The organism is Streptomyces tendae, assembly GCF_008632955.1.
GTDB lineage: Bacteria > Actinomycetota > Actinomycetes > Streptomycetales > Streptomycetaceae > Streptomyces.
Window position 1 is genome coordinate 227,548 of the sequence record NZ_CP043960.1, and the last position, 12,673, is coordinate 240,220.

General features: G+C 70.0%; 10 protein-coding genes. 3 read left to right on the plus strand and 7 right to left on the minus strand.

The window, feature by feature from the left end; all coding sequences use genetic code 11:
• Positions 1 to 181: 181 nt before the first annotated feature.
• Genes F3L20_RS32730 through F3L20_RS32750 form a run of 5 tightly spaced genes read right to left on the minus strand, consistent with a single transcriptional unit; the run spans position 182 to position 6,443 of the window.
• A complete protein-coding gene (locus F3L20_RS32730; RefSeq protein ID WP_150157712.1) occupies positions 182 to 1,021 on the minus strand; it encodes a hypothetical protein in 840 nt (279 codons plus the stop codon).
• A gap of 57 nt (positions 1,022 to 1,078) precedes the next feature.
• Complete coding sequence (locus F3L20_RS32735) at positions 1,079 to 2,653, minus strand: carbamoyltransferase C-terminal domain-containing protein (RefSeq protein WP_150157713.1); 1,575 nt, start codon at positions 2,651 to 2,653, stop codon at positions 1,079 to 1,081.
• Positions 2,647 to 3,453 (minus strand): thioesterase II family protein, encoded by an 807-nt coding sequence (locus F3L20_RS32740; RefSeq protein WP_150157714.1) that lies wholly within the window; start codon positions 3,451 to 3,453, stop codon positions 2,647 to 2,649. Before F3L20_RS32740 ends, F3L20_RS32735 begins: the two co-directional genes overlap by 7 nt.
• A 24-nt stretch (positions 3,454 to 3,477) precedes the next feature.
• Positions 3,478 to 4,752 carry a cytochrome P450 gene (locus tag F3L20_RS32745; protein WP_150157715.1) on the minus strand — a complete coding sequence of 425 codons (1,275 nt, stop codon included), beginning with the start codon at positions 4,750 to 4,752 and terminating at the stop codon, positions 3,478 to 3,480.
• 2 nt (positions 4,753 to 4,754) lie between these two features.
• On the minus strand, positions 4,755 to 6,443 hold the full coding sequence (locus F3L20_RS32750; RefSeq protein WP_240810984.1) for a non-ribosomal peptide synthetase: 1,689 nt from the start codon (positions 6,441 to 6,443) through the stop codon (positions 4,755 to 4,757).
• Positions 6,444 to 6,933: 490 nt separating this feature from the next.
• Here F3L20_RS32750 and F3L20_RS32755 point away from each other — a divergent pair, with 490 nt between their 5' ends.
• Entirely contained in the window at positions 6,934 to 7,932 is a 999-nt protein-coding gene (locus F3L20_RS32755) for a TauD/TfdA family dioxygenase (RefSeq protein ID WP_167534744.1), read from the plus strand.
• Between the two features lie 73 nt (positions 7,933 to 8,005).
• On the opposite strand, the gene F3L20_RS32760 is transcribed toward F3L20_RS32755, so the two are convergent.
• Both F3L20_RS32760 and F3L20_RS32765 read right to left on the minus strand, forming a co-directional pair.
• On the minus strand, positions 8,006 to 8,947 hold the full coding sequence (locus F3L20_RS32760) for a D-2-hydroxyacid dehydrogenase (protein ID WP_150157717.1): 942 nt from the start codon (positions 8,945 to 8,947) through the stop codon (positions 8,006 to 8,008).
• Entirely contained in the window at positions 8,948 to 9,166 is a 219-nt protein-coding gene (locus F3L20_RS32765) for an MbtH family protein (RefSeq protein WP_150157718.1), read from the minus strand.
• Between the two features lie 358 nt (positions 9,167 to 9,524).
• Between F3L20_RS32765 and gntD the strand changes: the two genes are divergently transcribed.
• Together gntD and F3L20_RS32775 are read left to right on the plus strand one after the other, a co-directional pair.
• Entirely contained in the window at positions 9,525 to 11,180 is a 1,656-nt protein-coding gene (gntD, locus tag F3L20_RS32770) for a guanitoxin biosynthesis L-enduracididine beta-hydroxylase GntD (RefSeq protein WP_346768133.1), read from the plus strand.
• Positions 11,181 to 11,258: 78 nt separating this feature from the next.
• Entirely contained in the window at positions 11,259 to 12,410 is a 1,152-nt protein-coding gene (locus tag F3L20_RS32775; protein ID WP_150157720.1) for a pyridoxal-phosphate-dependent aminotransferase family protein, read from the plus strand.
• Positions 12,411 to 12,673 lie beyond the last annotated feature (263 nt).

The window sequence follows — 12,673 nt, forward strand, 5'->3', positions numbered from 1 at the left end:
TGCTTCTTCCTCGTATCGGCCTGTGGGGCGGAGGCTGCGCCGTCCGGCACGCCCGCCTCGCTTCAGTGCGGATGCGGATGCGGGCGCGCCGGAAGCAGACGGAGCGGGACGTCGGGAGCCGGATGCGGGGTGGCGGCCGGATGGCGCGCCTGGTGCGCGGACTGGCTCGCGCCGCAGGGGACTACGTCCAGCTGACAACCGTGTCCGCTCCGGTGAAGCCCATGATGTAGGAAACCGTGGAGCGGTTGCCGGTGTTGGCGTCGACCGCGTGCACGAAGGCGCCGTTGAAGGCGTAGATGTCGCCCTCCCGGATGTCCAGGCGGATCTCGTCGAACTCCGCGAGCGACTCCGGCGGATAGGGAATGCCGGTCAGTTCGATCCCGAGGGCCCGTCGGGCCTCGTCGTCGGGACGGATGTTCCAGACGACCAGACGCCCGCCCGCGGTGTGCTCGACGCACATGTTCACGGCACAGATACTGTGCTGGATGACGTTCTGGATCTCGAAACCCACCTGCCGCGGGTCCTGGCACTGGGCCGAGTCCTCGTGCGGGTCCAGTGAGAACTGTCCCGGCTGGTCCCAGGCCCGGATCAGCGCGGGGCAGGCCGAGCGTCCGTTCATCTCGGCGAGCCGGAGGCTTGCGCCCTCCTGCGCCAGGGCCTGCGCCATACCCTCGCGGAAGGTCGCCCAGGGCGAGCCCGGGACGTCGATCACCGCCTTGACGTCCTCGATGACCTCGGCCGTCTCGTCCAGGTAGGTCGCGGTGGACTTGTTCCAGTGGTAGGCGCCCACGTAGTGCGAGGGCTCGCCCTCGCGGTGCCGGAGTGCCGGGCTGCGCCAGAACCGATCGGTCAGCTCCTTGCGCGCCGCCTGCGGTATGACACTCCGGAAGATGACTCCCAGCCGCCTGCCGTGCAGGACGTCGAGGACGAGCTGGTAGTCGAGTTCGTCCCGCTCTTCGAAGCGGAAGAAGTCGCTGTCCGCCCGGAGGCCGGTCACTTTGGTCATGGTCTGCTGCTGCATGCCTGTACTCCTGCGATGGGGTGGGAATGTGAGGCCGCCGGCTCGGTCGCCCGGCGGTCAGGTCCGCGGTACGCGCTGGGTCACGAAGCTGTCCCCGACGACGTAGCCGTCGAGCCCGTGCTGCTCCCCGTACCGGATCAGGTCGCTCGTCCGGTTGATGAACCCCGTACCGGAGAAGTTCAGGGAGGTGTTGCACAGCACGCTGAAGCCGGTGAGGTCCCGGAACGCGGTGAGGAGTGCGGCGATCCCGGGGTTCTGCTCCGGCGTGACGGTCTGCGTGCGGGCCGTTCCGTCCACGTGCGTCACGGCCTTGAGCTCGTCGGACAGGACGCTGCTGAAGTAGAGCATGTAGGGGTCGGGCGTCGGTCCGCGGAACCAGCGCGGAGCGTCCTCCTCCAGGCATATGGGGGCGATGGGACGGTAGCCCTCCCGCTGCTTGATCTTGTTCAGCCGCGCTGTGGTGTCCGCGGCGAACGGAGCGGCCAGGATGGAGCGGTTGCCCAACGCCCGGGGGCCCATCTCCCACCGGCCCCGTGCCCAGCCGATGATGTTGCCGTCGGCGAGGTACCTGGCCACCTCCGCGTAGTCGAGCGGCCGGGTCTCGTACCGGTCCGGGTCGAAGGCCGTGTCCTCGACGAAGGAGGTGCCGGCGTAGACGTCCCATTCCACCGCCGCGGTACCGGTGTAGTGGTGCTGGGCGTCGATCGCCGTCCCCAGCGAAGAGCCGCTGTCGTTGGGGCACGGCGGTACGAAGACGCCGGAGAAGAGGCCGCTTTCGCTCCACCGCCGGTTCCACTCGCAGTTGAGGCCGCAGCCACCCGATATCAGGAGCGGAAGCCCTTCGGTGAGGTGCTGCTCGGCGTAGGAGTAGAAACGGTCGAAGATCGCGTCGGAGAACTTGGCGGCCAGGTTTTTGTATTCCTGCGACTCCACGCCGATGTTGTGGAAGGGCGACCAGGTCAGGTCCTCCTTGCCGAGTTCGGCGACGATCTCGCCTTGGCCCAGGATGAACTCGATGACCTCCCGCTCGCTCTCCGTCATGGCACCGGGCTCGGCGAAGCCGGTCAGCGCCATCTGCTTGCCGGCGTCCTGGAGACGCAGCTTTCCCCTGCTCGTGGCCAGGCCGCGGTCGGCCAGGCCGAACAGGAAGGCGTACTTGTTGCCGGGGTCCGACATCACCTGGCGCAGGTGCGTCACCGTGCCGCTTTCGTCGACGCGGTAGAAGGAGCCGATGTTGCCCTCCCAAACCAGGCAGTAGGCGGGCTGACCGGCGGGAAACGGCGACAGGCCGTAGGCGGTCATGATGTGCGACCGCTCGTGCGAGGACGAGAAGACGCGGACGTCGCGGCCGAAGAACCGGCCGGCCGTGTCCGAGATCGAGCCTTGGCCCACACCGAAGTAGCCCGTGCGCGAGGGCGGGTTGGAGGCACGCTCGCCCTTGACCCAGCCACCGACCGCCACGACGTCGGGCAGCCGGTCCAGCCGCTCCACCGCGTTGAGCAGCACCTCGGCGGACAGCGAGGAGTAGCGCGGGAAGGAGTCCTTCTCGGCCTCCAGGGAGAACAGCAGCCGTCCGTCCTCGATCGCCGAGACCGCTCCGTCATGGCCTTCTTTGAATGAAAGGATCAGCAACGCGATTCACTCCTCGCTCCAGCCGGGTCGGCGCCCCGTGCGGTGGCGGTGCCGAGTGGGGAAAAGTCCGTACCGAGCCCGTCCACCAGAAGCCGCAGCAACGTGTTGGGGCCGTCGATGAAGCTGTAGTGGTCCCCGTCGAAGACCACCTGTTCGAACTCACCGCAGGCGGCCCAGCCGCCCATCAGCTCGGGTTCCATGCCCACGTCGCCGCTCCAGCCGATGCCCGTGATGGGGCAGGGCAGTCGGACCGGATCGGCCACGTGGTAACGGCGGTTGACTTCGATGTCCCCTCGCAGCACGCGGAGCGTCATGTCGATGAGCGTCGGCACCGGCGTGCCGCCGAGCTGCACCACGAGCGTGCGCAGTTCCTCGGCGAGTGCGGCGTCGTCCATCTGCAGGTGGCGCCCGTAGGGGCCGTCCTGCGGGGCGACCTCGGAGGAGACGTACAGCCGCGCCGGTGGTCGACAGCCCCGGTCGATGGCCTGACGGGCGATCTCGTAGGCGGCGAGCGCCGCGCTGCAGTGGCCGAACAGGGCGTACGGCCGGTCCAGATAGGGGGCAAGGACTTCGGAGAGGACACTCCCGAGTTCCTGGTAGCTCTTGAAGGGCTGCTCCCTGAGACGGTTCTCTCTGCCCGGCAGCTGCACCGGGCAGAGATTCACCCCGGCGTATTCACTCGGCCAGTGGCGGTACATCGAGGCCCCGCAGCCCGAGTAGGGCAGCAGGAAGATGCGCGCGGGTGCGTCGGGAAGCGGTTCCTTCGGGAGCCAGCGGGCACGTCGGCCGGTGGTCGGCATTGGCTTCACAACCTCCGCCCGGTCTCAGTAGGCCGCCGGCCGGCGGCGACTGCGGAGCTTCGCGGTGATAGGCATGCTGGTCCATCCGTAGATAGTGTTGGAGTACAGACGCTCCCCGGGGCCGGACGGCGCCAGGTCGGTGAACCGGCTGAACAGCTCGGCGAACAGGAGCCGCAGGGTCACCTTCGCCACGGTGTGCCCCACGCAGTAGTGCGGTCCGATACCGAACGCGAGGTGCTTGTTCGGCTTGCGCCGCACGTCGAACGTGAAGGGATCCTTGAACACCTCCTCGTCGCGGTTGGCCGAGCCCAACCAGACGGCCACCGCGTCGCCCTCCTCGATCCGTCGGTCCCGCAACGTCACGTCTTTGGTCGCGTAGCGGATGAAGTGGGTCGTCGGCGTCGCCCAGCGCAACGCTTCGTCGACACCGCTCTGGAGCAGCTCCGGGTGGTCCGCCCAGTCGTCGAGCGCCGGGGTCCCCATCAGTTCGGCCAGGGTGCTCACTGGCACCTGAGCGGTGGTCACATTGGCGCCGAGCAGCAGGCTGTAGCAGTTGGACGTCACATCGCCGACCGTCAGCCGGCGGCCGTCGACCTCCATGGCGAGCAACAGGCTGACCAGGTCGTCCCCCGGCTGGGTACGCCGGTGGCGGACCACGTCGTGGAAATAGGCGAACAGCTCCCGGTGTGAGGCGTTGAGCACCGACTGCAGGTCGCGGCCCTGGTGCAACCGGGGGTCTTCGGGCGCCACCGACGCGGTGGTCAGCTCGATCAGCCGGGGCCAGTCCTCGGGGGGCAGGCCCATGAGGACCCCGGCCACCGCCATCGGGAGCCTGCTCATGGCCGCGGCCAGGTCGTACTCGCCACCGTCCGCCAGCGGAGCGAGTAGGTCGACGACTACCTGCCTGATCTGCTCACGCCGGGCCAGGGTCGGCTTGACTGCCAAAGCCCTTTGCAGCGGTTCCCGTAGCGCCGTGTGACGCGGTGGATCCGTGGCTGCCATCTGGTGGCCGCCCGCCGGGTCACCGCGGCCCAGCAGGTAGAGCAACGTGCCGCGCTGCGAGGTGAACGTCGCGTGGTCGCGCAGCACTCGGTCGGCGTCCGCGTAGCGGGTGACGGACCAGTAGGGCGTGCCGTCCAGGACGTGCCGGCTCACCGGGTCGTGGCGGCGCAGCGCGGTCCACACGGCGTGCGGGTCCCGCCCGCTGTACAGGGCGGGGTCGGCAAGATCCACGGCTTGGTGCCGGTACGGGCAGCCGTCGGCCACCGCGGTGGCCGAGTGATCGTCGAAGACCGTCATCGTCAGGCCACCTTCCTGCGCTGCGCCTGGCGCACCGCCACGCTGAGTTCGGCGATGGTCGAGTGGAGGTACAACGTGGCCGCGGGGATCTCCGCGTCGAACCGGGCCTGCAGGGCCTCCAGCAGTTCGGCGGCGAGCAGCGAGTGGCCACCGAGGTCGAAGAAGTCGTCCTCGATGCCGATGGGCTGGGTGTCCAGCAGGTCCGCCCACAGTTCCGCGATGTCATGCTGAAGCTCGTCCGTGGGCGGTACGTACACCGTGCCGATGTTGCGGACCGTACGGCCGTGTGTGGCCAGCGCCGCGTGGTCGACCTTGCCGTTGCGGTTCAGCGGCAGTTCGGAGCGGACCAGGACGACGTGCGGGACGCTGTAGGCGGGCAGCAGTTCCCGCAGCCTGCGGCGCAGCACGGTGCCCAGGTCGTCGGCGGCGTCCGGATCCGCGGCCACCACGTGGCCGACGAGCTGCGGACGTCCGTCGCGGTCCGGCTCGGCGACCACGACGGCCTGGGCCACCTCCGGCTGCTGCGCGAGCGCGGCTTCGACCGAGCCCGGCTCGACGCGGAAGCCCTGGACCTTCACCTGACGGTCCACGCGCCCGACGAAGCCCAGGCCACCCTCCGGCAGCCGCCGGACCAGATCACCGGTGCGGTACATCCGGGCACCCGGAAGGCCGGCCGGATCGGGCAGGAAGCGCTCAGCGGTTTCCGCCGGGCGGCCGAGGTATCCCCAGGCCAGTCCGGCCCCGGAGGCGTGGAGTTCCGCCACGGCTCCGTCGGGCACGGGGCTCAGGTCGGCATCGAGCAGGGCGACCCGCGTGCCGTCCACCGCCCACCCGATCGGCACCTCGTCGGACGTGGGCGGCGTCCGGCTGGTCCAGCAGGTGGTGAACGTCGTGTTCTCGGTCGGGCCGTACCCGTTGGTGAACAGCAGGTGCGGGTGGGCCTCGAGGAGCCGGGTGACCAGAGCCGGCGAGGCCACGTCGCCGCCCGTGATGACGTGCCGCAGGCCGCCGAGGTCGGCCAGCCGGGACTGGATCAGCTGGTGCAGCACCCCGGTGGGGAGGTTCATCACGGTGACCCTCTCGTCGACGATGGTCCGGGCCAGCGCGTCGAAATCGATACGGCCCGCCGGGTGGACCACCAGCCGGCCGCCGTTGCACAGGGCGCCGAAGATCTCCAGCGTGGAGGCGTCGAACGAGGGGGACGCGGCGTGCAGCACGGTGTCCGCCGGACCGATGCGCATCCAGCCGGCCTCGTGGACCAGGCGGACCACGCCGCGATGGGTCACGCCGACGCCCTTGGGGGCGCCGGTCGAGCCCGACGTGTAGCAGACATACGCCAGATGGTCGGGGGAGGGGCGCGTGGGCGGCGCCGACGACGCGTCGGTGTGCACCGGCCGCAGGTCGTCGAGAACCGCGCTGTCCAGGCTGGCCGGGACTCGGCCGGAGAGCTGCCGAGTCGTGAGGACGAGGGCCACGTTCGCGTCGAACGCCAGCTCGGCCAGCCGCTGATCCGGGTCGTCCGGGTTGAGCACGAGGTAGGCGCTGCCCGCCTTGAGCACGGCCAGCATGGCCGTGACCAGTTCCGGCGACCTCTCCATCAGCAGGGCCACGGGGGATGCCGCGCCGGCCCCGCGGGCCCGCAGCGCACGGCCGAGCGCGTCGGCCCGCTGATCGAGCTCTCCATAGGTCATGCTGCGGCCCGCACAGGTCACCGCGGGAGCCTCCGGGTGACGGACCGCTCGGTCGGCAACCAGTTCGTGTATCAAAGGCGTGCCGATTTCGGGTTCCAGCCGTTCCGTCCCTGCCGGGGATACTCCGTCGCTTCTTTCGACCGAGTCGCCGTCAATCACGTCCGGACACCTCTCGCCAGGAGCACTTCGCTGTCCGGGTACCAGCCCGGCTCTGCTTTCGGGGAAAACAGTAACGACGCCCTCCGGGGCTGTGAATTCACAGTGGAGCTAATCCGGGCAACGCCCCCTGTTGACCCCCCTTGCACGTTCTGTTGATGCCCTCTGGTGATCCGGTGGACCACCACCCAGTGATCCATGGAAATGTATATGGGATCCCTTGACGGGACACAAGTCGTTCCGGATGGTGGCATTCGGCTGTCAGCCCGGTCCGGTAGCGGTGCCCGGCGGGGTCGAATCATTTCATGTGGTGTTCGTCTCGAAAGGCATTTTCATGCCGGTGCTGGAAATCGGTAATACGCAAAGGGACGTCCAGGCGGAGCTGACGAAGGTCTCGCGCGCCCTGGCCGCCGACGGCGCGACCGGGGACACCGTCCTGGCCCTGACGGGCGGTGCGGTTCCCGCCGAACTGGGAGTTGCCCTGGACGACATGATCCGGCCGCCCAGCCCCGCCGTCGGGTACCGGGTGATCAAGAGCCTGCTGGCGGACTACGGCGAGCCGGGGCCGACCCCGCTGCGCTGGTCGCTGGTGGACCCCCGGCTGACCCCGGCCTTCGACATCGGCTTGACGCTCATCGCGTCGCGGCTCGGCCGGGTCTTCGGCTGGAGCGGCCAGCAGGACGGCCGCATCGTGCACAACATCCTGCCCAGCCCCGGGCAGGAGCACCTCCAGGTCGGCGCCAGCAGCGTGGTCCCCCTGGCCTGGCACACCGAGGACGCCTTCCACCCGCACCGCGCCGACCTGTTGCTCCTGGCTTGCGTGCGCAACCCCGACAACATCGGCAGCCGACTCTCCACGATCTCCCGCGCCGCACCCTCCGCGCAGGACCTCGAGCAGCTGGCGCGGCCGGTGGTTGCGGTGGTGCCGGACGACAGCTACGGGCAGGACGCGGTGGGCGGGCGCGAGCTCGTGGGGGCACCGACGGTGTGGCGGGCTGACGACGACGAACTGCGCGTGCGGTACGACCCGTCGTACTCCCGTCGGCTCACCGACGACGCGCACTTCGACCTGGCCTACGGACGGCTCGGCCGGCGCTTCGAGGACGAGGGATTCGTCGTGCCGCTGGACCCCGGGGACCTGCTGATCATCGACAACGACACCGCGGTGCACGGCCGCGTGGCCTTCCGGCCGCGCTACGACGGCACCGACCGCTGGCTCAAGCGGGTTCTGGTGCGCTCCGGGCGGCAACGGCCGGCGAGCGAACAGAACGAGCACGGCTACGACCAGGCCCGGGTCGATCCCTACCGGGCACCGGACCGCGAAGGGGCGTGAACCTTCGGCACCAGCGCCGGCAGCGGCGGACGCCCGCCGCTGCCGACCGACGGCCCTGCCCGCACGGGGGCCGTCAGTAGCCGCGTGCCGGATCGACGACGTTCCGCAGGGCACCACCGGAGCGGAACCGGCCGACGTTGTCCATGATGAGATCGAGCGACCGCGTGTCCGTTCCCGCGGTGACGTCCGCGCTGTGCGGGCTGACCAGCACACCGGGCTGCGACCACAGTTGCGAGGACCTAGGAAGCGGCTCCGTGTCGAACACGTCGAGCGCGGCACCCGACAACTGCCCCGAGCGCAACGCCGCCAGGAGCGCGGTCTCGTCCACCACCGGCCCGCGGCCGACGTTGACCAGCACCGCCCCGGGGCCCAGCAGCGCCAACTGCTCGGCCCCGATCAGGTTCCGGGTCGACGGGGTTAGCGGCGCCGCCAGGACCAGGATGTCCAGCCCGCTGAGGAACTCCGCCAGACGGCCCGGCCCGAAGACCGCGTCGACCTCGGGCACCGCCGCGCCGGTGCGCCGGTACCCGGTGACGCGGACACCGAAGGCCGACAGCAGGGTCGCGGTGGTTCGGCCCAGATCACCCATACCCATCACGCCCGCCCGGCGGCCATACAGTTCCGCGGCGACCGCGGGGCGCCAGCGCCTCGCTCGTTGGTCATCCAGGAGTTCGGGCAGGCGCTTGTAGTGGGCGAGCAGCAGCGCCAGGACGTGCTCCGCGACCGCGCGGCCGTGCGTGCCGCTGCCGTTGGTCACCACCAGGGACCGCCGCTCCGCCCAGCGCAGCAAGCCTGCGGGGACGCCCGCCGCGGTGGTGTGCAACCAGCGGCACTCAGGGTGCGCCGCGAGGAACGAGAGCACCGCGTCCTCGCCCGCCTGCCACACGATCGCGGCCCGGCAACCCGCCGCGGTGTCGTCCCGGTGGAGTACGGCCTGCGGCCAGGCGGCGGCGATGCGGTCCGCGACGGCCTGCGGCGCCCCGAAGAGGCGCACCCCCACGTGTTCGCCGGCCACCTAGCGGTGTGCCTCGTCGTGCAGCCGGACGCTCCGGGGGCGCATATCCGTCCACACTGTGCCGATGTGATCCAGGCACTCCTCGCGGCTGCCCTCCTTTCCCTCCGGCCGCCACCCCGCCGGTGGCTGCCGCAGGGCAGGCCAGATCGAGTACTGGTCCTCGTGATTGACCACCACGACGAAACGCTCTGAATCGGCGGGGGCAGTGGAGTGACCCATCGGGAAATCCTCTCCTTCGGCTCCTCTTCGCGAAACGGCGTCGGTCAGCACCGAACACCGGTCACCAGACTACGGACAGCATTCCGATTGTCGACAGCGCGGTGCGCACGGCCATCTCAAAGAACTGTTGACGGCTCTCCACGCAATGCTGATGCGTCATTATCGGAGAGATGATTGACGCTTTCATGGGAGGATTCCTACGATAGCTTGCGCAATGAATACCTCTTACGGATGGTTGGGTCGGATGAATTACCGTGTGGATGATTCCACCTGCGCCGTCGAAAGCCTCCTCCAGACGCACCCGGGCGTAGAGCGGGCCCTTGCTGTCTGGGAGGGGGATTCCACGGACCGGCGGCTGGTGGCCTATGTCGTTCCGGCGGGGTCGGGCCTGCCGGTCGACGACGCGCAGCTCGGCGAACACCTCGCCGCCGCACCGCACAGCCCCGACGCCGTTATCGAGGTGGCGGAGCTCCCGCAGGACGAACACGGGGCGGTGGACTGGGCCGCGCTGCCGGTGTACGCCGTGGCCACGGACCTGCTCGCCCTGTGGCGGCGCGAGTTCACCGAGACCGAGGTCACCCTGCACGACGAGTTCTTCGAGCTCGGCGGCTACTCGCTCCTCGCCGTTCGGCTCATCGCCCTGATACGGGAGCGGTACGGGGTCGACCTGGCGCTCGCGGACTTCTTCGACCTGCCGACCGTACTGGACGTGGCCGGACACCTCGTCGCGCGAGGCGCCCGTGCCACGGCGCCCGCACCCTTGGAACCGGCGGCCCCGAACCTGGACGAACTGCTCGACGAGATCGGCCGGCTGTCCGAGGAGGACGTCCTCGCCCTGCTGGGGCCGGACGCCCGTGAAGAGGCGGCACAGCCGACGACCGGGCCATCCCACCCGCCCGCGGCGAGCGCCGCGCACCGGGCGTCCTCCCGTGGCGCGAGCCGGCCGGACCCCGCGACAACCTCGACGGACACCACGAACCGCGTCTGGACCATCGAGCTGACGAGTACGGAACTCGAACAGATCGAAACCCTGCTCCGGCAACTCCTGACGGCTCATCCGACCATCGAGGACGACGGTTTCCTCGAGGACGTCGTCCTGTACGCGCAGGAGATGCCGCGCACCGTACGCCGCCGGGCCAACGAGTTCCGCCTCCACGAGCCGGCCGGAGCCTGTCTGTTCACCGGCTTCCCGGTGGACGACGAGCGGATCGGGGACACTCCCGCGCGATGGGGAGGACAGCCGGAGGGCGCAGGGGCCACGCGCCGTGAAGACGCCTTTCTGCTGATGTGCGCCTCCCTGCTGGGCGACCCCATCGGCTGGGCGACCCAGCAGCACGGACGGCTCATCCACGACGTGATCCCGATCGCCGGGCACGAGTTCGAGCAGATCAACTCGTCGACGTCGGCGCCGCTGTGGTGGCACACGGAGGACGCCTTCCACCCGTTCCGGGCGGAGTACGTGGGACTGATGTGCCTGCGGAACCCGGACGCGGTGGAGACGACGTTTGCGGCCTTCGACGACCTGCGCCTGTCCCCGGAGACCCGCGCGACCCTCTTCGAGCCGAGATACGTCATCCGGCCGGACGAGTCGCACCTGCCCAAGAACCGTGACGGCGACAGCGGGCTGCACGCGCCGGAAGAACTGAGGCAGCGCAGCTTCGCCGGGATCGAGCGGATGGCCTCGGCACCGGAGAAGGTCCCCGTTCTCTTCGGCGACCCCGACCAGCCGTACGGCCGGCTCGATCCGTACTTCATGGACCGTGTCGACGGGGATCCGGTGGCGACGGCAGCCTTCGACGCCCTGACGGCGGAGATCGACGACAAACTCACCGGCGTCGTGCTCCACCCCGGTGACGTGCTCTTCATCGACAACTACAAGGCGGTGCACGGCAGGAAGCCGTTCACGGCACGCTTCGACGGCCGCGACCGGTGGCTTCGCAGGACGAACGTCAGCCGTGACCTGCGAAAGTCCCGCGGCACCCGGATCTCCGCGGGCTCCCGCGTCATCTTCTGAGGCCCGCACGGCCGCGTCTTCCGCCGGCCACCGCGCGCTGCGAGAACCGCCCACCGAACGAAAGGCACTTCACCGGACATGAAGAAGTACCGGCTGATGGTACCGGGGCCCACCCCTACGCCCCCGCACGTCGCAGCGGCCGCGGTGCTGCCGCTCGAGGACGAACGCACCCAGGCGTACGCGCAGGTGTTCACCCGGGTGTTGGGGAATTTGGGCAGGCTGCTGGTCACCGACAACGACGTGCTCCTCTTCGCCTCGAGCATGACCGGGGCCTTCGAGGGCGCGTTGCAGAATCTCCTCTCCCCGGGCGACGGGGTGCTGGTCGCCAGCAACGGCGCGTTTGGGGAACGGTGGGTGGCCATGGCGGAGGCCTACGGGCTGAAGGTCACCGCGATCCGACACGAATGGGGTCACCCCTGGGACTTGGAACGCATTGCCGCGGCCGTCGCCGACACACCCGGTTTGCGCGTGGCCGTCGGCGTCCACTGCGAGACGTCCACCGGCATGGTCAACGACGTCCGTGGGTTCGCCGCCGCGACCGCGCCGCTGGTGACCGTGGTCGACTCGGCCTCCGGGGTCGGCGCCTGCGAACTGCGGACCGACCCGTGGGGGATCGACGTCGTCGTCGGCGGATGCCAAAAGGCTCTGATGACACCGCCGGGCCTGGCCTTCTGCAGCATCAGCGAGCGGGCCTGGGCACTGCACCGCGAAGCCCGGCTGCCCCGCTTCTACTTCGACTGGACCGAGGCCCGCAACTTCCTGCGGGCCGAGGTGCCGCGCACCCCGTGGACACCCGCGATCTCACTGATCAACCAGCTCGACGTGGCCCTGCGCCAGATCCACGAGGAAGGACTGGACAACGTACTCGACCGACACGTCCGGCTCGGCCGGGTGGCCCGGGCCGGGGTCCGTGGCCTCGGGCTGCGGCTGTTCTCCCCGGACGAGGACCGGCACGCGGCGGTGACCGCCGTGGAGTTGCCCGCCGACATCGACGGCGACGCACTCGTGGACGTGCTGGTGGCACGGTACGGGGTCCAGCTCACCGGAGCCCAGGGCCCGTTGCAGGGCAAAGTGCTGCGGTTGGGCCACTGCGGGTTCGTCGACGCCTTCGACGTCCTCGCCTCCCTGGCGGCGATCGAGCTGGGGCTGGCCGAGCTCGGCTACAGGGCGGCACCCGGCGGTGGCGTCTCCGCGGCCATGCGGTGGCTGCACGAACACCTCCTGCCGTGAAACCGCGGTGAGCACCTTGCGCACGAGGCCGGTGTCACACGTCGGGCACGCACCCGCACGGTGCCCTGCCGTCCCTCCGGGGCGCGGCGAACGCCCTCGCGACCCGGCAGTCCCCGCACGTCCCCGGATCCCTCGGCCCGCCGGTACGTGTTCGGCGTCCTCGGGGCGGACGGCCCGCGAGGTGCCGGCGGGCGGTCGAGGACGTCACAGCTTCGCCATCCACGTGACCTGAAAGGAAGGCACCGTCATGGCCTTGGTCTCCG

Bases quoted from the DNA above. Each gene is read 5' to 3' on its own strand.
- F3L20_RS32730 (WP_150157712.1), bottom strand. From the start codon at position 1,021: ATGCAGCAGCAGACCATGACCAAAGTGACCGGCCTCCGGGCGGACAGC.
- F3L20_RS32740 (WP_150157714.1), bottom strand. From the start codon at position 3,453: ATGCCGACCACCGGCCGACGTGCCCGCTGGCTCCCGAAGGAACCGCTT.
- F3L20_RS32745 (WP_150157715.1), bottom strand. From the start codon at position 4,752: ATGACGGTCTTCGACGATCACTCGGCCACCGCGGTGGCCGACGGCTGC.
- F3L20_RS32750 (WP_240810984.1), bottom strand. From the start codon at position 6,443: ATGACCTATGGAGAGCTCGATCAGCGGGCCGACGCGCTCGGCCGTGCG.
- F3L20_RS32755 (WP_167534744.1), top strand. From the start codon at position 6,934: ATGCCGGTGCTGGAAATCGGTAATACGCAAAGGGACGTCCAGGCGGAG.
- F3L20_RS32765 (WP_150157718.1), bottom strand. From the start codon at position 9,166: ATGGGTCACTCCACTGCCCCCGCCGATTCAGAGCGTTTCGTCGTGGTG.
- F3L20_RS32775 (WP_150157720.1), top strand. From the start codon at position 11,259: ATGAAGAAGTACCGGCTGATGGTACCGGGGCCCACCCCTACGCCCCCG.